This is a genomic window from Nocardioides sp. TF02-7 (genome assembly GCF_022437945.1).
Taxonomy (GTDB): domain Bacteria; phylum Actinomycetota; class Actinomycetes; order Propionibacteriales; family Nocardioidaceae; genus Nocardioides.
On record NZ_CP092535.1, the window covers coordinates 2,040,296 to 2,061,768 of the forward strand.

Here is a 21,473-nt window from a genome sequence, read left to right on the forward strand (position 1 = left end):
CGGGCCGTTCGAGTTCCCCCGACCAGCGCGGCGGAACCGTCCGGCTCGACGAGGTGCCCGCGACGGTGGCCGCGCAGAGCAGCATCGCTGCGGCGCTGTGGGACAACGGCTACCAGGTCGACGTCGTCTACGGCGAGCTGACCGAGACCGACGGCGAGCTCGACTACCAGGCCGGCGACATCGACCTCTCCCAGGTCGAGGTCGTCGGACGGACCTACGGCGAGCTCGACGTGCAGCAGCTCGGCGTCCTCGCCCCCGAGCTGCTGGTCGACTACACCTTCGACGACGAGACGCTGTGGTACGTGCCGTCCCGCTCGGCGAAGCAGGTCGAGAACCTCACCCAGACCCTCGGCATCGGCGGCCAGTACACCACCACCGACGAGGCGATCCAGACGTTCCTCGACCTCGCCGGCGAGCTCGGTGCCGACACCGGCAGCGACGACCTCGTCGCCGACGAGGAGGCCTACCGCAGCGCGCTCGAGCAGCTCGGCGCCACCGCCGAGGAGTCGGGGCTGCAGGTCGCCTTCGTGAGCGCCGACGTCGACGCCGGCACGTTCTACGTCGCCAACCCCGGCTTCTTCCCCGAGCTCGGCACCCTCGGCGAGACCGGCCTCGACATCGTCGAGCCCAAGAGCGGCGACCCGATCCACTTCCACGCCTACAGCTGGGAGCAGGTCGCCGACTACTCCGAGGCCGACGTGCTGTTCTTCGACGCCCGGGTCTACGACCTGGTCCGCGACAAGCTCGACTCGATCGACACCTGGACCAGCCACCCCGCGGTCGAGGCGGGGCAGGTCTTCCCGTGGTACGCCGCGGCGCCCTACTCCTACCGGGCCTACGGCGAGGTCTTCCAGGAGATGGCCGACGCGCTCGCCGGCTCCGAGCCGGTCGAGTAGCCCGCGCGGCTGCGCCGGCCCACGGCCCGCGCCGCCTAGCATGCGCCCATGGCGATCGTGCTGGCCGGCGTGGCCGTGGTGCTGGCGGCCGCTGCCCTGGCGGTGTCGCTCGGCGGCCGCCGGGCGCGGCGCGTCGGTGACGACATACCGGCCGACCTGCCCGGGCTGCGGCGCGAGGTCGCCGCGCTGCGGGCGGAGGCCACCGGGGCGCTGCGGCACCTCGCCGTGGTCCGCTACGACGCGTTCGACGAGATGGGCGGCCGGCTGTCGTGGTCGCTCGCGCTGCTCGACGACAGCGGCGACGGGGTGGTGCTGACCTCGATCCGCGGCCGCAGCGAGGCCCGCACCTACGCCAAGAGCGTCACCGGCTGGAGCAGCGACCAGGAGCTGTCGCCCGAGGAGACCGAGGCGGTCGAGCACGCCCGCGCCGCACGCTGACGGGGCTCCTAGCGGGGCACCCGCACCAGCAGCCGGCCGTGGATGCACTCCATGTGCAGCTCGTGACCGGGGCCGATCGTGTCGCCGTCGAGCTGGCGCGGCGTCGCCGCGGCCGCGCGGATCGAGACGGTGCGGCCGGTCATCCGGGTGATCGTCTCGTCGGTGCGCGGCTGCTTCGTCAGCACCCGGAACGCCAGCGGCAGCCACGAGAGGAACCGGCGCGGGTAGAGCAGGACGACGTCGAGCCGGCCGTCGTCGATGGTGGCGTCCGGGAGCAGCGGCATGCCGGCCTGGAGGTAGCCGACGTTGCCGACGACCACCGTGCGCGCCCGGTGCTTGGTCCACTCGCCGCCGTCGACGGAGACCTCGACCCGCGCGGGCGGGAACATCAGCGACTTCAGGGCCGACCAGACGTAGGCCAGCCAGCCGACCCGCTTCTTGATGTCCTCGTTGACGCCCTCCATGATCGCCGCGTCGAAGCCCATGCCGGCCATGACCATGAAGTGGGTGTCGTCGATGCCGTCGCCCGCGACCTTGACCATGTCGATCGCCCGGTCCTGGCCGTTGAGCGCGATGTCGATGGCGGCGCGGATGAAGAGCGGGATGTCGAGGTTGCGGGCGAGCAGGTTGCCGGTGCCGGCGGGGATGATGCCGACCGGGATGCCGGTGCCGGCGAGCTCGGCGCACACCTCGCGCACGGTGCCGTCGCCGCCGCAGACGATCACCAGGTCGGCGCCCTCGACCGCCGCCTGCTCGGCCTGGCCGGTGCCCGAGTCCTCGCGGGTGGTGAAGTGCCACCGTGGCGCCTTCCAGCCCGACTCCTCGGCGAGCTGGGTCACGATCGCCTGGAACTGGGAGACGTCCTCGACCTTGCTCGGGTTGAGCACCACTGCGAGGTCGTTCTTCGACGGCAGCGCCTGCGGGAGCGGCGCCGCCTTGAGGGCGACGCTGCGGGGCAGCGGGCTGTAGAGCGCGACACCGAGCAGCAGCAGCCCGGCGCCGAGGGCCGCGCCGCCGGTGACGTCGGTCCAGAAGTGCCGCCCGAGCAGCAGCCGGTCGAGGCACACGAGCACGACGACCAGCCCGAGGCCGGTGCCGACGAGGCGCCGGATGGTGCCGCGTCGTACGAGCATCACGACGAGCACGAGGCAGAGCCCGGCCAGCGCCGTCACCTGGGAGGCGTGGCCGGAGGGATAGGCCGCGGTGCCGTGGAGGAACTCCTCGTACTCCCACTCGGGCCGGTCGCGGTCGACGAGGAGCTTCGCGCCCTGCGTGGCGCCCCAGGTGGCGAGGGTCACCGCGACGATGAGGACGGCGGCCCGGCGGTGGCCGCGGGTGAGCATCCCGCCTGCGAGCAGCCCGGTCATGACGGCGATGCCGACGGTCCCGAAGAGCAGCTCGACCCAGCGCAGCGGCCGGCGGAGCCAGCCCTCGTCGGCGGCCCAGCCGCGCAGGTCGCGCCCGCTGTCGTCGACGTCGCCGAGCACGCCCCACTCGAGCCCGACGCCGACGCCGACGAGGGGCGAACACGCCGAGGCAGAGCGCCGACCAGAGCAGCAGGGTGCGACGGGGGCTGTCGAGCACCGGCAGGCTCCTCGGGGGTCTCGGTGGGTGGACGGGAACGGTCGTCCGGAGGCTATCCCGAAGGCCCGCTAACGTCGTACCCGTGACCGCGTCCACCGCCCCCCGACGGCCCTCCGCCCCTGCGCCGCCTCGGCCGCTCCGGACTCGTCGTCTCCGCCGTCGGCCTCGGGTGCAACAACCTCGGCCGGCCGGACACGACGACGGAGTCGCAGGACGGCGCCGACCGCGTCGTCGGTGCGGCGCTCGACGCGGGCATCACGTTCTTCGACGTCGCCGACACCTACGGCGGCCGGCCGGGCCTCGCCGAGGAGCGGCTCGGTGCGGCGCTCGGGCGCCGGCGCGACGAGGTCGTGGTCGCGACCAAGTTCGGCATGGACATGAAGGGCGTCAACGGGCCGGACTTCGGGGCCCGGGGCGGCCGGAGGTACGTCGTCGCCGCGGTCGAGGCGTCGCTGCGCCGGCTCGGCACCGACCGGATCGACCTCTACCAGTTCCACACCCCCGACCCGCTGACGCCGATCGAGGAGACGCTGCGGGCGCTCGACGACCTGGTGCGCGCGGGCAAGGTGCGCTACGTAGGCCACTCCAACCGGGCGGGCTGGCAGATCGCCGAGGCCGAGCTGGTCGCCCGCGAGCTCGGTGTCGAGCGGTTCGTGTCGAGCCAGAACCACTACAACCTCGTCGACCGGCGGGCCGAGCTCGAGGTGCTGCCTGCCTGCCGGCAGTTCGGCCTCGGCGTGCTGCCGTACTTCCCGCTCGCCAACGGCCTGCTCACCGGCAAGTACGCCGACGGCACTGCGCCTCCCGGCAGTCGCCTCTCCCGCAGCCGGCAGCACCTGCTCGACGTGGCCACCTCCCCCGAGCTCGGCCGCTACTCCGCCTTCGCCGCCGACCGCGGCGTCTCCGAGGTGACCGTCGCCATCGGCTGGCTGCTCGCGCAGGAACCCGTCGCCAGCGTGATCGCCGGCGCCACCAGCCCCGAGCAGGTCACCGCCAACGCCCGCTCCGGCTCCTGGGTCCCCACCCCCGACGACCTCGCCGAGCTCGACGCCCTCTTCCCCCCGCCCGAGCCCATCGCCCCTGTTCTGACGTCGAATCGGGCCTCGTGGTGTGTTGAATCGGGCCTCGTGGTGTGTCGAGTCGGCCCCCTGGTGTCTCGAATCGGGCCCCGTGGCGCGCGCCTGTCACCACCACACCCGACTCGACCCTCCACGACCCCGGAATCAACACACCACAACCCCGGATTCAACACACCACGACACCCGATTCAACCCGCCACGAGGCACGATTCGACGATCCGGATAGCCTCGGACGCATGATCGACCCGCGCATCATCCGTGACGAGCCCGACCGCGTGCGCGCCGCGCAGGCCAAGCGTGGGCTGTCCGGTGACGTGGTCGACCGGGCGCTGGCGGCGGACGCGGCGCGAAGGTCCGCGATCAGCACGTTCGAGGCCAGGCGCGCGGAGCAGAAGGCGCTCGGGGCGAAGATCCCGAAGGCGCAGGGCGAGGAGAAGCAGGAGCTGCTCGCACGGACCAAGGCCCTCGCGGCCGAGGTGAAGGAGGCCGAGGCCGCGCGGGCGGCGGCCGAGGAGGAGTGGACCGACATCCTCAAGGCGATCCCCAACCTCGCGGCCGACGAGGCACCCGCCGGCGGCGAGGACGACTACGTCGTGCTCGAGCACGTCGGCACCCCCCGCGACTTCGCCGCCGAGGGGTTCGAGCCGCGCGACCACGTCGAGCTGGGCCAGATGCTCGGGGCGATCGACATCGAGCGGGGCGCGAAGGTCAGCGGCAGCCGCTTCTACTACCTCACCGGCATCGGCGCCCAGCTCGAGTTCGCGCTGGTCAACATGGCGTTCGACCAGGCCCGGGCGGCCGGCTTCACCCAGGTCGTCGCCCCGTCGCTGGTGCGGCCGCGGGCGATGGACGGCACCGGGTTCCTCGGCCAGGCCGCCGACGACGTCTACCGGATCGAGGGCGACGACCTCTACCTCGTCGGCACGTCGGAGGTCGCGATGGCGGCGTACCACTCCGACGAGATCCTCGACGCCGCCACGCTGCCGCGCCGCTACGCCGCCTTCAGCCCGTGCTTCCGCAAGGGAGGCGGGCTCCCACGGCAAGGACACCCGCGGCATCATCCGGGTGCACTGGTTCGACAAGGTCGAGATGTTCGTCTACACGACGATCGAGGAGTCGTACGCCGAGCACCAGCGGTTGCTGGCGTGGGAGCGGGAGTTCCTCGACAAGCTCGAGCTGGCCTACCGGGTGATCGACACCGCAGCGGGCGACCTCGGCCTGTCGGCGATCCGGAAGTTCGACTGCGAGGCGTGGATCCCGACCCAGGGCCGCTACCGCGAGCTGACGTCGACGTCCAACTGCACCGACTTCCAGTCCCGCCGCCTCGACATCCGGGTCCGCGAGGACGGGCAGACGAAGCCGATCGCCACGCTCAACGGCACCCTGACGGCGGTGCCTCGGGCGATCGTCGCGATCCTCGAGACCCACCAGCAGGCCGACGGGTCGGTGCGCGTGCCGGAGGCGCTGCGCCCCTACCTCGGCGGCCTCGACCTCATCAAGCCGGTCGATGCCTGACGCCGACTGGCGGCCGCAGGTGGTCGCGCTCGACATCGACGGCACCCTCCTCAAGTGGGTCGACGGCGCCGGCGCCACCCACGAGGAGGTGCCGCCGGCGGTCTACGACGCCGTCCAGCGGGTCCTCGACGCCGGCGCCCACGTGGTCCTCGCCTCGGGCCGCGCGCCGCACAGCATGACCCCGATCGCCGACCTGCTCGACCTCCACGGCCACGGCGACCGGCTGTGGATCGTCGCCTCCAACGGCTCGGTGCTGGTGCGCTACCCGCCGCTGGAGATCGTGCACGAGGAGACATTCGACGCGGCCCCCGCCGTGCACGCCGTCCTGCAGCGGCACCCCCGATGCCCTGGTGGCGATCGAGGAGCGCGGGATCGGCTACCGGGTCTCGGCTCCGTTCCCCGAGGGTGAGCTGGGCGGCGAGCTGATCGTCACCGAGCTCGAGGACCTGGTCTCGGCGCCGGTCAGCCGGGTGATCATCCGCGACCCGCAGGCGACGGCGGAGGACTTCGTGCAGATGGCCGAGGAGCTCGGCCTCCACGGCACCGACTACGTCGTCGGCTGGACCGCCTGGCTCGACCTGGCGGCCAAGGGCGTGTCGAAGGCGTCGGGCCTCCAGTACGTCGTCGAGCGGCTCGGGCTCACCGCCGACGACGTGCTCGCGATCGGCGACGGCCGCAACGACGTCGAGATGCTCGCCTGGGCCGGCCGCGGGGTGGCGATGGGCCAGGCGGTGCAGGAGGTCATCGACGCCGCCGACGACGTCGCCGGCACGGTCGACGAGGACGGCGCCGCGGTGGAGCTGTCGCGGTGGTTCCCCGCCCCGGAGGCGGTCGCGTGACCCGCGGCCGCTGGCAGCGGGCCGGGCGATCTGTTGAGATGTCCCCGATGTCCTCGATGTCCCGGCCGCTCGGCCTCCTGCCGCTGCTGCTGCTCGCCGCGACGGCCACGATCGGCGTGACGTCGACACCGGGCGCCACGGCGACCGAGGTCGGGTCGTCGGTCGCGGCGGCCGACAGCTGCCGACCGCTCGACCTCGACGACCCGCGCACCGTCGACGTCGAGGAGGTCCGGGCCCGGGCCGAGGCGGCGACCGTCGTGTTCGCGGGCGAGGTCGCGGCCGTCACGTCCCGCGACCGCGACACCCCGGGTGCGTCCCCGGACGCACCGGGTTCGTCCGCGCCGGGTGACGACCGGGCCGGCGACACCACCTGGCGCCACTCCGTGCGGGTGGGCGTCGTCTTCCGCGGCGACGTCGACCGGCGCCGCCCGGTCGAGGTGGTCACCACCGACGCCGGCCAGGACGCGGTGGGGCGGCTGCGCCGCGGCGCGACGTACCTCTTCTTCGCCGAGGGCGACCCGGCCACCGGGCCGGTGACCGTGGGCGCCTGCGGCGGCGCCACCCGCCTCGGCGGCGGTCTCACGTCGCGGTTGCGCAACGTCCTCGCCGAGGCGCTGCGGGAGCAGCCGGCGTCGGACGCGGCACCCGACGTGGAGCTGAGCGAGCCGGAGGGCGCGGATGAGGCGCCGTCGTTGACCCGGCTCGCCGCGCCCGGTCTCGCCGCGGTGATCGTCGGCGTGCTCGGCCTGGCGCTGCTCGCCCGGGTCGGACGCCGGGGCGTCTAGCCGGTCCCGCCGGCCCGGCGGGGGGCGGGTGCTCAGAGGTACATGCCCCCCGGTGCTCGACGGGCCTTCCTCGCCCTGCCCCGGCTGCTGCTGGGGCGGCTGCTGACCGGGTACGCCGGGCTGCATCCCCTGCGGCAGCGCCCGCCGGATCTGCTCGAACTGGGCACGGGCCGCCATCTGCTGGGCGTAGATCGCGGTCTGGATGCCGTGGAACAGGCCCTCGAGCCAACCCACCAGCTGGGCCTGCGCGATCCGCAGCTCGGCCTCGGACGGCGCGCTCTCCTCGAACGGCAGCGACAGCCGCTCGAGCTCCTCGACCAGCTCGGGTGCGAGGCCGGCCTCGAGCTCCTTGATCGAGGACTGGTGGATCTCGCGCAGCCGCTGACGGCTCGCCTCGTCGAGCGGCGCGGACTTCACCTCCTCGAGGAGCTGGCGGATCATGCTGCCGATCCGCATCACCTTGGCGGGCTGCTCGACCAGGTCGGTGAGCGCGCGCTCGCTCTCCTCGTCGCCGTCGCCCTCCTGGCCGGCCGCGCCCGCGGCCGCGACCTGGGACGGCACCGCGGCGACCGGCTGGCCGTCGGGGCCGATGACGATGATGCGCTGCTCGCCCTCGGGGGCCGGACTGCTCGGGAGGCTGGGTCATGGTTCCGACTCTAGTCAGGGGGCCGCAGCCGCGCTCAGGTGGTGAGCAGCACCTTCCCGGTGTGGCCGCTCTCCTCGACCAGCCGGTGGGCGTCGGCGACCCGCTCAAGGGGCAGCCGCTCGTGCACGACCGGCCGCACCCGGCCCTCGGCGACGAGCGGCCAGACGTGCTCGACGACCGAGCGGCAGATCGCGGCCTTGCCGTCCACGGGGCGGGAGCGCAGCGCGGTCGCGATGACGGCGCCGCGCTTGGCCAGCAGCTTGCTGATGTCGAGCTCGGCCTTCACGCCGCCCTGCATGCCGATGATCACCAGCCGGCCCCTCGTCCGCCAGCGCGGCCACGTTGCGGGCGAGGTACTTCGCGCCCATGTTGTCGAGCACCACGTCGGCGCCGTGGCCGTCGGTGCGCGAGCGGACGACCTCGACGAAGTCGTCCTCGCGGTAGTCGATCGCCACCTCCGCCCCCAGGTCGACGCAGAGCTGCCGCTTCTCGGCGGTGCCGGCGGTCGTGAACACCCGGGCGCCGGTCGCGGCGGCCAGCTGGATGGCCATCGTGCCGATCCCGCCGGCGCCGCCGTGCACGAGGAACACGTCGCCCGGGCGCAGCCCGGCGACCATGAAGACGTTGGACCACACGGTGCAGGCCACCTCGGGGGAGCGCGGCCGCGGTCACCAGGTCGACGCCGTCCGGCAGCGGCATCAGCTGGCCCTCCGGTACGACGACCCGGGTGGCGTAGCCGCCGCCCGCGAGCAGCGCGCAGACCGGCGTACCGACCTCCCAGGTGGTGACGCCCTCGCCGACCGCGGCCACCGTGCCGCTGCACTCGAGCCCGAGGACGTCGGAGGCACCCGGGGGCGGCGGGTAGAACCCCTGCCGCTGGAGCAGGTCGGCCCGGTTGACGGCGGTCGCCGCCACGTCGACCAGGACCTCGCCCGGACCCGGCTCGGGGTCGGGCAGCTCGGCGATGGACAGGACCTCGGGCCCACCAGGACCGCTGACGGTGACGGCACGCATGGGCCCAGTGTGCCGGTGCCGGTCGTCGGGGTGTGCCGGGGCTACCGGCGGACGGGTCTCAGACGACCGCGTCCTCCTCTTCCTCCTCGCTGAGGTCGAGCTCGTCGATCTCCTCGATCTCGAGGTCGTCGTCGTCATCGGCCGTGGCGCCGGGCGGGCGGTCCCAGGCCTCCGCGAGCCTCCTGCACCTGGGCGGCGAGCCGCTCGATGGTGTCGGGTCCCGCGTCGCGGGCCCCGGCGGCCACCCCCAGCAGGAACGTGGTGACCGGTCCGGCCACCGGGTGCACGTTGTCGTGCGCCACCTGCGCGAGGTCCCCCAGCAGGCCCTCGTCGGCCTCGGAGTCGACGTCGAGGAGGTCGCACAGCTCGTCGATCCAGTCGTGGAGGTTCACCGTCCCAGAGTGACCACGCACCGGCCTCTCTGACAAGACCCAGATCCTCCCGGTCACCCGTCGTCGGGCGATTCCTCTGCCAGCTCGCGCAGGTCGGCCCACGAGTCGACGTCGCGGTGCTCCCCGCCGACGGCGGCGACGTCGACGAGGTCGAGCCGTTCGAGGAGGGAGCGCAGGGAGGCGCCGTGCCGCTCCTCGAGCCCCGGGGCCACCGCGTCGAGACGACCGGTGTCGACGACGAACGCCAGCTGCCTCCGGCCGTCGTCATCGACCAGCACGGCGCCGTCGTGGCCGGTGCCGGCGTCCTTGAGCCTGCGGATCGTGCCCGCCGAGAGGTTCGGCATGTCGACGGCGACCACCGCGAGCCAGGGCACCGACCGCAGCAGCGCCGCGCGCCCGGTCAGCAGGCCGGCGACCGGCCCGCCGAACCGGGGGGTCCTCGACGACGAACGTCACCGGGCGGTCGGTCGGCACCTGCGGGGCCGACGACGACGACCTCGGCGGCGTCGACCACGGCGTCGAGCGCGTGCTCGAGGAGGGTGCGGCCGCGGACCTCGATGCCTGCCTTGTCGAAGCCGCCGAGCCGGGAGCCCCGGCCGCCGGCCAGCACGACGGCGGCGAAGGGGGTGAGGCCGGGCTCGATCACGTCGCGAGTCTCCGCAGGGCCCGGCGGCTCCCGCCGGCACCGGCCGGGCTGGCACGCTGGAGGGGTGACCGACACCACCGCCGACACCACCGCCGACACCGGCCGTCTCCGCGTGGCCCTCGTCCAGGCCGCCTCCGGCCTCGAGCCGGACGCCAACCGCGCCGCCCTCGACCGGCTGGCGCCGCGCGACGCCGACCTAGTCGCGTTCCCCGAGGCGTTCGCGCGCGACTTCGGCGAGGCCGGCTCCGACGTCAGTGCGTACGCCGAACCGGTCGACGGCCCGTTCGCGACCGAGGTGGCGCGGGTGGCGGGCGACCGCGGCTGCACGGTCGTCGCCGGGATGTTCGAGCGGAGCGCCGACCCGCAGCGGCCGTTCAACACGCTCGTCGTCCGCGGTGCCGCCGAGGCCGACTACCGCAAGGTGCATCTCTACGACTCGTTCGGCTACCGCGAGTCCGACCGGCTCACGCCCGGTCCGGTCGAGCCGTGCGTGGTCGAGGTGAGCGGCTGGCGGGTCGGCCTGATGACCTGCTACGACCTGCGCTTCCCCGAGCTCGCCCGCCGTCTCGTCGACGCCGGTGCGGAGCTGATCGTGGTGCCGGCCGCGTGGGTGGCGGGGCCGCGGAAGGTGCGGCACTGGCAGACGCTGGTCACGGCGCGGGCGGTGGAGAACACCGTCTACGTCGCCGCGGTCGGCCAGCCGGCGCCGCGCTACACCGGCCACTCGATGGTCGTCGACCCGCTCGGCGACGTGGTGGCCGACGCGGACGGGGGAGCACCCGACCAGCCGGTCGTCGTGGCCGCCGAGCTGGACCGTGCGGTCCTCGCCGAGGCCCGTCGTACCAACCCCTCGCTCGCCAACCGCCGTCTGTAGGCTGACCGCCCGTGTCCCGCCGCAGCCCGACCCGCGCCGAGCGGCGAGTGGCGGGCGTGGAGCGACGCGTCGCGCGGATCGCCGCGTCCCCGCTGCCGGTCGTCACGTGGCTGGTCCTGGTCGCTGCCGCGACCGCGTGCCTGGTCTGCGCGATGCTGCCCGTCGGCCCGGCGTGGCTCGGCCCGGCGGGTGCGGTGACGGTGACCGGCACTTACGCGTGGGCGCTGGCGGCGCGGACGGGCGGGCGGCCGGTTGTGTTCGGCACGCTCGCCCTCGCCCTCGGGCTGGCCACGGTGCTGACCGACCAGCAGGTGCTCGAGACCGGTGCGGCGGTGCTGACGGCGGCGGTCGCCGGCGTGCTCGGGGTGATGTCCACGGTGCCGGCCAAGGGCTTCCCCGCGGCTGTCCGCGAGTGCCTGGTCGCGCTCGTGATCGCCGCGGTCGGCGCGATGGCCGCGGTCGGCTACGAGCCGACGATCGACGTGCTCCGCTTCGAGTACGCCGGCCTCGGGCTGGCGCTGCTCGGCGCCGTCGTGCTGGTCTTCCGGCTCGGCGCCGGCCTCCACGGGCTGGGTCGCCGCGGGCTGATCGTCGTCGCGGTGGGCGCGGTGCTGCTGGCGGCGAGCCTGCTCTACGCCGAGCTGCTGCGCCGCTACGGCTCGACCGGGCTCGTCGACTCGCTGGTCGCGCGGGTGCAGTGGAGCCGTCAGGAGCTGGGCGCGTTCCCGCGCCCGATCATCGCCGTGCTCGGCGTACCGGCCCTGGCTTACGGCTGCCACATGCGCGCCCGGCGCCGGCAGGGCTGGTGGGTGTGCGCGTTCGGCGTCGCGGCGACGGCGCCGGTGGCGACGTCGCTCGGCAACCCGGCGGTGGAGCTGCGCGAGGTCGTGCTCTCGCCGCTCTACGCGCTCGTGGTGGGCCTGGTGCTGGCGTTCGTGATCATCCGGCTCGACCTCGCGCTGACCGGCAACCGCGGCCGGCGGAGCCGGGTCGCCGAGCAGGCCGCGGCCGTGCGACCGGAGCCGCGGCGCACCGCGCCGCTGCTGTGACTTCGCCGTACCGCGCGGTAACCCTTAGCGTCGCGTCCCATGGGCACTGCTACGGCTGAGATCCGCGCCGAGATGGTCGCGAACGTCCTGTCGGTCGACGTCGCGGTCGGTGACAGCGTCGCCGTCGGCGACACGGTGCTCCTCCTGGAGTCGATGAAGATGGAGATCCCGGTGATCGCCGAGGTCGACGGCGTGGTGCGGGCGGTGAAGGTCTCCGCCGGCGACGTCGTGCAGGAGGGCGACCTGCTGGTCGAGCTGGGCTGAGCGCCCGGCTGGCGGAGAGGGCGGGATTCGAACCCGCGGTAGGTCTCCCCTACGACCGCTTTCAAGGCGGTTCCGATAGGCCACTCCGGCACCTCTCCCGAGGGGACAGCGTCCCCGGGGCGTCGAGTGTAGAGACGTCGCGGCACCGGCGGTACGTCGGCACGCCCGGGCGCGGTCGGCTCCGAGGCCGGCTGTGGGGTCGGCTCCGGGGCCGGCCGGCCGGGCGTGTTGAATCGACCCGTGAGCAGCACAGCGCCCGTCGACTACCGGATGGCTCCGGTCGTGGTGGCCCGGTTCGTCGGGCTCTACCTGGTGTCGTTCGCGATCGTGATCCTCACCGCGACCTTGGTGGTCGCGGCCGTCGGGATCACGCCCGACGTGCTGGTGGTGCTGCTCGTCGTCGGCGTGGTCGGCCTCGGCGTCCTCGCCTGGTGGCTGCGGACCAGGGTGGCGGTCGTGCGCCTGACCCCGGGGGCTACCGGGTGCGGATGGTGCGCGGCGCCGGGGTGACCGAGGCCCGCTGGAGCGAGGTCGAGACCGCGGTGGCGGCGCAGCCGGGGGCGTCCAGGCCGTCGTGCTCCGTCTCCGCGACGGCCGCTCGACGACCGTGCCGGTGGCGCTGCTCGCCGCCGACAAGGACGACTTCGCGCGCGACGTCCGCGACCACCTGCGCCGCGCGTCGCGCTGACGGCGGAGCCGACCGGGCGCGGCCGGGTCGGCAGCGAGCCGGCGGGCGGTCCCGTGGGCCGATTCGGCTCGGGCAGGCGGGCCCTTGTAGCCTGTCTCCGCCGACCGGTGCTCCGGTCGGTGGGGAGGCGTCGCCTAGTCCGGTCTATGGCGCCCGCCTGCTAAGCGGGTTGAGGGCTCAAACCCTCTCGCGGGTTCAAATCCCGCCGCCTCCGCGTCGGCCCCCGGTGAGCCCGCTCGCCGGGGGGCGTCGTCGTACCCGGCCCGGTCGGCGTACGGACGGAGTCGGGACCGATAATTCTCCCGCCTGCGGATGGACGTTTCGGCCGCGGGGTGTTTGGGTAGTAGCGGCATGACATGTCGGCCGGGGGCCGGGCACGACCCCCGCACACCTGGAGGGTTCCATGAGGGGAGATCGCACGTAGGGCCGCGCTGGTCGTGGCGGCGGTGACCGCCGTGGTCGGCCTCGGCGCGGTCGCCGCGCCGGCGCAGGCGATGGACACCGGCTGGGGCTGCGGCGGCGCGTGCCGCGTCGCCGGGCGCTGAGCGGCTCGACGCCGCAGACCAGCTGAGGGCCGGCCGCCCGGGGAGGCGCCCCGGGCGGTCGGCCCTAGTCGTCCCCCGTTCGCCGGCTCTCCCGAGCCGCGACCGTCCTCGGCGAGCTCGTTGCCCGAGATGCCGAGCTTGCCCATCGTGTAGCCGAGCTGGAACCGGGTCTCGGCGTCGTACTCCGCCTTCAGGTCGGCCACGTAGCCGGCGTAGGTGCGGGGGGCTGACCCCGAGCCGCTTCGCGCTCACCGCGTCGGAGTGACCGGCGATGAGCATCCGGATCGTCATCGCCCGCTGCTCGGCAGCGATCTCGCGGACCGTGGTCTCCTCGGCGTTGACGAACGGCCGGCCGCGCGCCCACGCCCGCTCGAAGACGTCGATGAGGTAGGCGACGACGGCGGGCTCCCGTACGACGACCGCCGTGGCGAGCGTGTCGGCGGCCGGGATCACCGCGGCCCGGCGGTCGACGACGATCATCCGGTTGAAGAACTCGTCGAGCGTGCGCACCTCCGCGCCGCGGGCGGTGACGGCGGCGACGTACTTCTGCGTGGTCGTGCTGCGGCGCGCGCTGTGCTGGTAGAGCGTGCGCATCCGGATGCCGCGCTCGAGCGCCTCGGTGTCGCGCAGGGCAGCGGTGGCGATCGACTGTGCGTCGCGGCCGGTCTGCGGCTGCGCGGTGAGCAGCTCCTCCTCCGCCTCGGCGACGAGCGTGGTGAGGTAGGGGTTGATCGCCTCGTTGTGCAGGTAGGTGAACGGCCCTGAGCTCTGCGCGGCCGGTGACCGGCGCCAGCTGGTCGTGATCGACTGGAACGCCCGCGCCCACCGCGCCGACTCGTCGAGCAGCCGCGCCCCCTCGGAGCTGAGCGGCGTCACCACCCGCGACTGCACATTGGCCGGCTCGAGCGCCCGCCACACGCCGTCCTGCCGGTCGAGCTGCACCAGGTTGAGCTCGGCGAGCAGGTCGAGCGCGGTCTTCGCCTGGCTGCCGTCGGCCAGCCGCTCGTCCGTCGGCGCGACGCCGCCCTCCTGCACGATCGCGTCGTACAGCTCGATCGCCTCGCGCTCGAACAGCTCGCGGTCTCCGGGCTCGTAGCCGGCCACCCCACCCTCCTGCTCTCCCGTGCCCCTCCGTCATGATCCCACAACGGGCCGATTCGGCATCGCGCCGACGCCTCGGCTATCCTCGTGCGGTCGCCCGATACGGGCGGCGGGCGCCTGTAGCTCAACGGATAGAGCATCTGACTACGGATCAGAAGGTTTGGGGTTCGAATCCCTACAGGCGCGCAGATCGGATTCACCGCATGACCTGCGCAAACAGGTTCAGAGGCCCGCTTCCCCGACAGGGGAGCGGGCCTTCACCGTCTCAAAACCGGCCCAAAAACTCTGCGGCGTCCTCGTGTCGGCCCGGGTCGCGGCGTGTCGCGTCCCCCCGCTGCGTCCCCCCGAGATCGGGCAGCGTCCCCCCACGTCCCCCCGGACCGGTGATCGCCCGGCGACGGTCTCCGCACCTAGGTGTCACATGGAGACCACTACCCACCCCAGCACCCTGTCCGCGACCGCAGCCGACACCCTGCTGCTCACCCTCGACGAGGCCGCCCGCCAGTTGCGTTGCGCGCGGCGAAGCGTCGAGCGCCACGTCGCCAGCCACCGGCTCCGCGTCGTCCACCTGGGCCGCTCGGTCCGCGTCGAGCGCCGCGAGCTCGAGCGGTTCATCGCCCAGATGCGCGATCCCGACGGCGAGGTCCGCGATGAGTAGACCCCGCAAGCCTGCCGAGCAAACCACCTCCACGCTGTACCGCGGTGCCGACGGTCACTGGCACGCCCGCGTGACGATGGGCCGGCGACCCGACGGCACCACAGAGCGCAAGCACCTGCAGCGACGTACCAAGAACGAGCTGCGCGAAGCCGTGCGTGAGCTCGAGCGCAGCAGGGACGCCGGCACCTACGTGTGGACCCGCGACGACCTCACCCTCGCCGAGTGGCTCGAGCACTGGCTCGAGACCGTGCTGCCCATGACCGCTCGCTGGAAGACGCTGTCGACCTACCGCAGCCAGATGAAGTGCCACGTCATCCCTCACCTCGGCCACTGGAGGCTCAGCGAGCTTCGCCCCGAGCACCTCGAAGCCCACTACCGGCTCCTCCAGGCTGACGGACACTCGACACATGTCGTCCGGGCCGTCCACCGTGTCCTGCGCTCCGCATTGAACGAGGCGGTCCGCCGTCGACGGCTCGCTCTCAACCCGGCCCTGGTGGCACGGGCGCCGCGTGCCGAGGACGTCGAGGTCGAACCGCTCTCGGTCGAGGAGAGCCGGCGCGTCATCGCCGCCGCGCAGGACACGCTTCATCCGGCCCGCTGGTCTATCGCGCTCTCCCTCGGCCTGCGCCAGGGCGAGGCGCTCGGACTCCTGTGGAGCGATGTCGACCTCGACGACGGCGTCCTCCGCGTGCGCCGCTCGGTCCAGCGCCACACCTGGAAGCACGGGTGCTCGCTTGTCGACGGTTCACCTTCGTGCGACCGGAAGCGCGGCGCCGAGTGCCCCCGCCGCGGGGGCGGAGGCCTGGTTCTGGTCGAGCCGAAGACCAAGGCGTCCAAGCGCACCATCGTCCTGCCCGCCCCTTTGGTTGAGGAGCTCCGCGCGCACCGCGCCCAGGTCAATCGCCGACGCCTCGCCGCCGGCAAAGCCTGGGACGCCACCTACGACCTCGTCTTCCCGGCAGTCGACGGTGGCCTCATCGATCCGGCGCGCGACCACGCCGAGTGGAAGGCACTCCTCAGAGCGGCCGGTCTGCGGGACGTCCGTCTTCATGACGCCCGGCACACTGCCGCTACACTGCTGCTGCTCCAGAACGTCGACATCCGAACCGTCATGTCCATCATGGGGTGGACCGAGATGGCCACAGCCCAGCGCTACACACACGCCGTCGACGAACTGCGCCGGAGGGCAGCTCGTCAGATGGGCGCCCTGTTGTGGGAGGAACGGACCGGCATGTAGCCATTGCGAGCCAACGCAAAGGCGTTCCGCCCGTGTCGACAGCGGCCTCGCTGCATCATCCCGAGCTCGCCTCCGGGCGGTCCGGCATAAGGGCGAAGGTGCTCCGGCGCAGTAATGACGCACGCTACGTTGCGACAATGGGAACCACGATTGCCGCTGCCGCGGCGGCGGCCGCCCTTGCTTCAGCGCTCTTCGTCTTGTTCCAGGTGCGGGAGATGAAGAGGCAGACCGCCCTGCAGCGAGAGATTGCGGAAGCTGCCGCGGCGCCTTACGTCTGGGCAGACGTAAGGGGTGCAATCGGCCAATGGGTGGAACCTGGAGTTCGCCATCGGCAACTCCGGACCTACTGTCGCCCGCAACGTAGTCATCAAGGTCGCCCCTCCCTTTCCGGACATCGACTCGAGGGAGGCTCCGTTCGTGCGCGCCATGCACGAGCGACTCGAACGCGGGTTACCGTCGGTGGCTCCCGGTCGCGAGTTCACGTGGACGTTGGGTCCTTCGGCTGACTTGGTGAATCGACCAGGACCGATGGCGCACACTGTGACCATCGATTGCGAGGGTCCATCCGGCCCGACCGCGCGATCGCAGTTCACGATTGACTTCGAGAGCTTCCGAGAGTCGGTCGCGCGTCACGATGGTTCGCTCCGCGACATCGCCAAGGAAGTGAAGGCCGCGGCCGACAGGATCGTGCGCGAGCAGCAGCGCCAGAGTTCAGCGCTCGAATCGCTCAGTGAACACCGAGCACCAAGAACGATCGAAGAGCGCGTGAGAGCGGCGGCGAATCGGCTCGACATGCTCATCGGGAGCTCAGTCGTGAGATGGCGGCGGGCGCGTTCCGCCGTGCTTGGCGTGCCGGTTGCAGGGGCGGATGTGCAGCAGACGTTCATACATGTCCTGGGACCTGACAAGCAGCTTCGAGGACTGCAAGCGCGACTGACACGGCGTGGTTTCCGCGCAGCGCCGGCCTCTCGAGGCGCTGGCGGCGTGCTCGTGAGGGTCCGAGCGGGCACCGCCGACGAAGCGATCGTCCGCCGGATGGCTGCGCGGAGCGCGCCAGACGGCCGCTTCGGACCACCCGGATCCCCTGTCGTGCGTATCGAGGGCTACCGAGAAGGTTGCTGACTCGAGAGCGTGCCGAATCGCCGGAGAACCCGGGGTGTCCCCGGACGTGGCTCAGCAGATAGCTACGGCAGGTAGTACCAGCGTCGGTGGCGGTGGTCGTCTCCCAGCGACGCCCTCCCAGCTGCTGGGTATCGGCCGTCTGCTCCGTTGGCGTCTCGTCCTCGTGGGGAGGGCGGGACGCCACCTACGACCTCGTCTTCCCGGCCGCAGACGGAGAACGAGTCGATCCGGGGCGCGACCACACTGTGGAACCTCCATTGAAGGCGCAGCCGCTGGCACGTTCGCCTACACGACGCGCGGCACGCTGCCGCGAAACTTCTGCCGCTCCAGAATCTCGACATTCGCACCGTCGTGTCGATCATGGGCTGGCCGGAGTTGGCCACGGCCGGACCGGCGCGCCCCTTTCATCATCTCTAGATCCTCTAAAGATCGCTTTGGGTGCTCAATGCCGATCCGTGACAGCGGCTCGATGGGACCATTCCCGGTCCGGGATGCGCGACCGGACTTCGAGTGCAACACACCTGGTGCATTGTCGGTCGTGAATTGTCCGGCGTATTGCTCACCGCCGCCAACGAGGTGGTTGGCCGGCGCGCCGGAGGCGGGCGAGCTCATCGGCGACAGAGCTCCACTTGGCGTCGTCGAGGCCGCCTCGGGCGTCGCGGTCGGCGAGCTCGCGAAGGATGCGTCTGCAGGCGCTGGGGGAGCCGAGCACTGTCCGTACGCGCTCGTCGAGGCCGGTCGCTTCTTTGATGTAGGTGATCGGCTGTTGTCCCCGCTCGGCCGCTCGTCGTTCCTCCGAGGCAAGCCGTCGGCAGGTTGGGCTGCACCAGCGTCGAGGCCGTCCAGCTGTGGGTTGGGTGGCAACGGGGGAACTGTTTGCCGCACCGAGGGCATGTCCTGATCACTGGTCGTCCTCTTGGCGCAGAGACCACTCGTGGACGGTACGTGGGTGCCAGCGCAGGTACTTGCCGACCCGGAACCCTTTGGGTCCCTTGCCGGCGGTGCGCCAGGAGTAGATGGTCTTCTTCGGCACGCCGAGGAACGCTGCGACGTCGTCCACGCTCCACAGTTGCTCCAGCTCGACCGGCGCCTGAGCGGCCTGGGTGACAGGTGTGTTCGGCGCCTCCGACGAGGCCGACGGCCGTCGTCGAGGGCGGCGCCGACTTGCGGGCTGCTTCTCGGTGGACTCGCCCCAGAGTCCTGGCTGGTCCGATTGGTTCTCATCACGATTCATCCCTGCTCTCCTCCTCGGGTCAGTCCCGGAGAATTCCGGTCAGTCACCTATGTGGAGACGCGGTCCGGCGGCGATCACCCGGGCGGTCTCAATCGGTAGCGATGCGAGTCACACCTGATCGCGTCCGGCCTCGATCACTAGGGGGACGCCGGGCTCGCAAGCCCAGAGCGGGATTACGTCGGTCAAGTCCGTTGGGGTGGTGTACGAGGTTGATCCCTCGGTTGGGCGTGTCGGTCAGGCTGTGAGGGCCTGAAGGTCGGCGGTCACCTCCTCAACGACGGTGGAGTTGTCGACGGCTTGGGCGCGAGCGAGGACGTCGAGTCCGAGGTAGCGGCGGCCTTCGGCCCATTCGTCGTGCTGCTCGGCCAGGACGGCGCCGACGAGCCGGATGATGGATTCGCGGTTGGGGAAGATGCCGACCACGTCGGTGCGGCGGCGGATCTCGCGGTTGAGCCGCTCGTTGGGGTTGTTGGACCAGATCTGGCGCCAGATCTCCTTCGGGAAGCTGGTGAATGCCAGGATGTCGGCACGGGCTTCCTCGAGGTGCTCGGCCACCGCTGGGAGCTTCTCGGCCAGGGCGTCGACGACCCGGTCGAACTGGGCGTGCACCGCTTCGGCGTCGGGCTGGTCGTAGATGGAGTGCAGCAGCGCTTTGACCCATCCCCACGACGACTTCGGGGGTCTGGCTCATCAGGTTCGCTGCGTAGTGGGTGCGGCAGCGCTGCCACGCCGCACCCGGCAACGTGGCGCCGATCGCGGACACCAGCCCGGCGTGGGCATCGGAGGTGACGAGCTTGACCCCGGACAGGCCGCGGGCCGTGAGGTCGCGGAAGAACGCCAACCACCCGGCACCGTCCTCGGCGGAGGTGACCTGGACGCCGAGGATCTCGCGGTGTCCGTCAGCGTTGACACCGGTCGCGACGAGGACATGGACCGGCACCACGCGGCCGCCTTCGCGGACCTTCAACGGGCGTCGGCGGCCACGAACGTGAACGGCCCGGCGTCCTCGAGCCGGCGGGTGCGGAACTGCTCGACATGTTCGTCCAGTTCCTTGGCCATCACCGAGACCTGGGACTTCGACAGGCCACTGATGCCGAGGGTCTGGACCAGCTTGTCCATCCGCCGCGTCGAGACGCCCAGCAGGTAGCAGGTCGCCACCACCGAGGTCAGCGCCCGCTCGGCACGCTTGCGGCGCTCCAGCAGCCAGTCAGGGTAGAGCGAGCCCTGCCGGAGCTTCGGGACGGCGACATCGAGGGTCCCGACGCGGGTGTCGAGGTCGCGGTGGCGGTAGCCGTTGCGGGAGTTGACCCGCTCCGGGGTCCGTTCGCCGTAGCCGGCGCCGCACACCGCGTCGGCCTGCGCCGACAACAGCGCGTTGACGAACGTGGTGAGCAGATCCCGCATCAGATCAGGGCTCGCCTGGGCAGCTGCTCGTTCAGGAACTGGGCAGGTCAATACTGGGCACAGCGGTCATCGTTGGTGTCCTTCTTCGAGTCGGTTGTGAGAGATCACTCGAAGGATCCACCCGGTGGCCGCGCCTTCGTTGGAGGCACGCGCTCACTCAGGTCCGTCGTACACCACTCTGCTGGACTCCACTATTACGTCGGACGGATACCGACCGAGAATGCAAGAGGTGTGTGGCACTCCGTTTCGTGATCGAGATCCGGGGGACACGCGTAGGCGTCGGTGTCTCCGGCCATTTCGCACGAGTCTGGATCGTCCTAACCGGATCAAGATCGCGAGAGGTCCCGTCGGCAGCTCGTCGTCACCGAGTGAAGCCGGCCGAGCGAAGAGATGCGCCGCCCATGCCGAGTTGAGGGCGGAACTTCACACCGTGCGATCGGCCGGTGCGGCGTACTGATGGATGGACTGCCACAGGTCGCCCAACAGTTGCTCCGGCCTCGACCTCAACCCGCTCCGGCGAGGAGCCTCGGCCGGTCCCCACCCCGACGGACGTGACACACAGGTTGCTCACAGGAGGAACCGAGGGTCTTCACCGACTCTGTAGCCATCGTTCACCAGCAAGACGCAACCCAGACACCGAAAGGTCCCCGCGTGAACGTTCTGTATAGCGCGATCGCCGATGCCGCAGCCATCGCCGTTCTCGGCTTCCTCGTCTACTACCCACGACACCGGAGGCGGGAGCTACTCGTCGCCTTTCTCGGCGTCAACGTCGGCGTGCTGGCTGTCACGACCGCGCTGATCTCGAGCGACGCGACCATCGGTCTGGGTCTCGGGCTCTTCGGTGTCCTGTCGATCATCCGTCTGCGCTCGTTCGAGCTCGGACAGCACGAGGTTGCCTACTACTTCGGAGCCCTGGCGCTGGGGCTGCTCGGCGGGCTCGGATCGGTCTCGCTGCCTGTGACCGTGCTGCTGATGGGGCTGATCGTCGGGGTCATCGCGGTCGCGGACAGCCCCAGGCTGTTCAAGCGGGACCATCAGCAGACCGTCCTGGTGGATGGCGCCTACACCCGGCAGCGGGAACTCGTCGCGGCGTTGGAGGCGGCCGTCGGAGGCACGGTTCGCAAGGTCGTCGTGTCCCGTGTCGATCTCGTGAACGACACCACGCTCGTCGATGTGCGGTGGACGGACACCACGCCGACAGGACCAGAGCCCGTCGTCGCCCGCACTGGTCAAAGCTCGAACGACGCCGACGTCGCGGTCCTGCGAGGCACCCCTTGAGCGCGGTGCTGAACGAGGAGGACGCAACGCTCGCGGGCCTGCCGGCCGCCTCGCTCGACGACCTGGCGGCGTCCGGGGCGCTGATGACCCGCACCGACCGCAAGTACGTCGTCCCTGCGAGCGCCGTACCGAACCTCGTGGCACGAGTCGCTGAGCTGGACCCGGAGGCCCGCGTGCTCGAGGTG

17 protein-coding genes, 3 tRNA genes and 5 pseudogenes are annotated in these 21,473 nt (G+C 71.9%); 16 read left to right on the plus strand and 9 right to left on the minus strand.

From position 1 onward, the window contains the following. The first annotated feature begins 53 nt into the window (after positions 1–53). Positions 54–896 carry an ABC transporter substrate-binding protein gene (locus tag MF408_RS10485; RefSeq protein ID WP_240251313.1) on the plus strand — a complete coding sequence of 281 codons (843 nt, stop codon included), beginning with the start codon at positions 54–56 and terminating at the stop codon, positions 894–896. Positions 897–944: 48 nt separating this feature from the next. After that, positions 945–1,334 carry a DUF4446 family protein gene (locus MF408_RS10490; protein WP_240251314.1) on the plus strand — a complete coding sequence of 130 codons (390 nt, stop codon included), beginning with the start codon at positions 945–947 and terminating at the stop codon, positions 1,332–1,334. 8 nt (positions 1,335–1,342) lie between these two features. Here the strand turns inward: MF408_RS10490 and MF408_RS10495 are convergent, their stop codons facing one another. After that, positions 1,343–2,821, minus strand: a complete 1,479-nt coding sequence (locus MF408_RS10495; protein WP_240251315.1) for a YegS/Rv2252/BmrU family lipid kinase — start codon at positions 2,819–2,821, stop codon at positions 1,343–1,345. 216 nt (positions 2,822–3,037) lie between these two features. On the opposite strand from MF408_RS10495, the gene MF408_RS10500 reads away from it, so the two are divergent. The 4 genes and pseudogenes from MF408_RS10500 to MF408_RS10515 all read left to right on the plus strand — a co-directional run bounded on the left by MF408_RS10500 (position 3,038) and on the right by MF408_RS10515 (position 7,136). After that, positions 3,038–4,237 carry an aldo/keto reductase gene (locus MF408_RS10500; protein WP_240251835.1) on the plus strand — a complete coding sequence of 400 codons (1,200 nt, stop codon included), beginning with the start codon at positions 3,038–3,040 and terminating at the stop codon, positions 4,235–4,237. Continuing rightward, positions 4,234–5,512: pseudogene (gene serS / locus MF408_RS10505) on the plus strand (serine--tRNA ligase). The gene MF408_RS10500 and the pseudogene serS overlap by 4 nt, the downstream one beginning before the upstream one ends. Positions 5,513–5,531: 19 nt before the next feature. After that, positions 5,532–6,351, plus strand: a pseudogene (locus tag MF408_RS10510) (HAD family hydrolase). A 47-nt stretch (positions 6,352–6,398) separates the two neighbouring features. Then, the gene (locus MF408_RS10515; RefSeq protein WP_240252227.1) at positions 6,399–7,136 is read left to right on the plus strand and encodes a hypothetical protein; all 738 of its coding nucleotides are present in this window, start codon (positions 6,399–6,401) and stop codon (positions 7,134–7,136) included. Between the two features lie 132 nt (positions 7,137–7,268). Here MF408_RS10515 and MF408_RS10520 read toward each other — a convergent pair. The 5 genes and pseudogenes from MF408_RS10520 to MF408_RS25285 all read right to left on the minus strand — a co-directional run. Further along, positions 7,269–7,697: pseudogene (locus MF408_RS10520) on the minus strand (bacterial proteasome activator family protein); the annotation flags it as partial. Positions 7,698–7,816: 119 nt separating this feature from the next. Next, positions 7,817–8,796: pseudogene (locus MF408_RS10525) on the minus strand (NAD(P)H-quinone oxidoreductase). 134 nt (positions 8,797–8,930) lie between these two features. Continuing rightward, entirely contained in the window at positions 8,931–9,188 is a 258-nt protein-coding gene (locus MF408_RS10530; RefSeq protein WP_240251316.1) for a DUF6457 domain-containing protein, read from the minus strand. Between the two features lie 53 nt (positions 9,189–9,241). After that, complete coding sequence (locus MF408_RS25280) at positions 9,242–9,562, minus strand: NTP transferase domain-containing protein (RefSeq protein ID WP_275693400.1); 321 nt, start codon at positions 9,560–9,562, stop codon at positions 9,242–9,244. A gap of 26 nt (positions 9,563–9,588) precedes the next feature. Continuing rightward, a complete protein-coding gene (locus MF408_RS25285) occupies positions 9,589–9,834 on the minus strand; it encodes an NTP transferase domain-containing protein (protein ID WP_275693401.1) in 246 nt (81 codons plus the stop codon). A gap of 64 nt (positions 9,835–9,898) precedes the next feature. Between MF408_RS25285 and MF408_RS10540 the strand changes: the two genes are divergently transcribed. The 3 genes from MF408_RS10540 to MF408_RS10550 are packed head-to-tail and all read left to right on the plus strand — an operon-like array spanning position 9,899 to position 12,021. After that, on the plus strand, positions 9,899–10,708 hold the full coding sequence (locus tag MF408_RS10540) for a carbon-nitrogen hydrolase family protein (RefSeq protein ID WP_240251317.1): 810 nt from the start codon (positions 9,899–9,901) through the stop codon (positions 10,706–10,708). A gap of 11 nt (positions 10,709–10,719) precedes the next feature. Next, on the plus strand, positions 10,720–11,757 hold the full coding sequence (locus MF408_RS10545) for a hypothetical protein (protein ID WP_240251318.1): 1,038 nt from the start codon (positions 10,720–10,722) through the stop codon (positions 11,755–11,757). Between the two features lie 39 nt (positions 11,758–11,796). Beyond that, entirely contained in the window at positions 11,797–12,021 is a 225-nt protein-coding gene (locus tag MF408_RS10550; RefSeq protein ID WP_275693402.1) for a biotin/lipoyl-binding carrier protein, read from the plus strand. Positions 12,022–12,030: 9 nt separating this feature from the next. Here MF408_RS10550 and MF408_RS10555 read toward each other — a convergent pair. Continuing rightward, positions 12,031–12,119, minus strand: a tRNA-Ser gene (locus MF408_RS10555). A 142-nt stretch (positions 12,120–12,261) separates the two neighbouring features. Between MF408_RS10555 and MF408_RS10560 the strand changes: the two genes are divergently transcribed. The 6 genes from MF408_RS10560 (at position 12,262) to MF408_RS10585 (ending at position 16,250) form a co-directional block, all read left to right on the plus strand. Beyond that, positions 12,262–12,531 carry a hypothetical protein gene (locus MF408_RS10560; RefSeq protein ID WP_240251320.1) on the plus strand — a complete coding sequence of 90 codons (270 nt, stop codon included), beginning with the start codon at positions 12,262–12,264 and terminating at the stop codon, positions 12,529–12,531. Positions 12,532–12,832: 301 nt separating this feature from the next. After that, a tRNA-Ser gene (locus MF408_RS10565) sits at positions 12,833–12,923 on the plus strand. 592 nt (positions 12,924–13,515) lie between these two features. Beyond that, positions 13,516–14,019 (plus strand): hypothetical protein, encoded by a 504-nt coding sequence (locus MF408_RS10570; protein WP_240251321.1) that lies wholly within the window; start codon positions 13,516–13,518, stop codon positions 14,017–14,019. A 449-nt stretch (positions 14,020–14,468) separates the two neighbouring features. Next, positions 14,469–14,541: transfer RNA gene (locus MF408_RS10575), tRNA-Arg, on the plus strand. Between the two features lie 235 nt (positions 14,542–14,776). After that, complete coding sequence (locus MF408_RS10580; protein ID WP_240251322.1) at positions 14,777–15,013, plus strand: helix-turn-helix domain-containing protein; 237 nt, start codon at positions 14,777–14,779, stop codon at positions 15,011–15,013. A 190-nt stretch (positions 15,014–15,203) separates the two neighbouring features. Then, the gene (locus MF408_RS10585) at positions 15,204–16,250 is read left to right on the plus strand and encodes a site-specific integrase (protein WP_240251323.1); all 1,047 of its coding nucleotides are present in this window, start codon (positions 15,204–15,206) and stop codon (positions 16,248–16,250) included. A gap of 2,023 nt (positions 16,251–18,273) precedes the next feature. Here MF408_RS10585 and MF408_RS10590 read toward each other — a convergent pair. Beyond that, positions 18,274–18,432 carry a helix-turn-helix domain-containing protein gene (locus MF408_RS10590; RefSeq protein WP_240251324.1) on the minus strand — a complete coding sequence of 53 codons (159 nt, stop codon included), beginning with the start codon at positions 18,430–18,432 and terminating at the stop codon, positions 18,274–18,276. A 408-nt stretch (positions 18,433–18,840) separates the two neighbouring features. Further along, positions 18,841–20,080: pseudogene (locus MF408_RS10595) on the minus strand (IS256 family transposase). 581 nt (positions 20,081–20,661) lie between these two features. Between MF408_RS10595 and MF408_RS10600 the strand changes: the two are divergent. Next, on the plus strand, positions 20,662–21,288 hold the full coding sequence (locus MF408_RS10600) for a DUF4956 domain-containing protein (protein WP_240251325.1): 627 nt from the start codon (positions 20,662–20,664) through the stop codon (positions 21,286–21,288). The last annotated feature ends 185 nt before the right edge of the window (positions 21,289–21,473 follow it).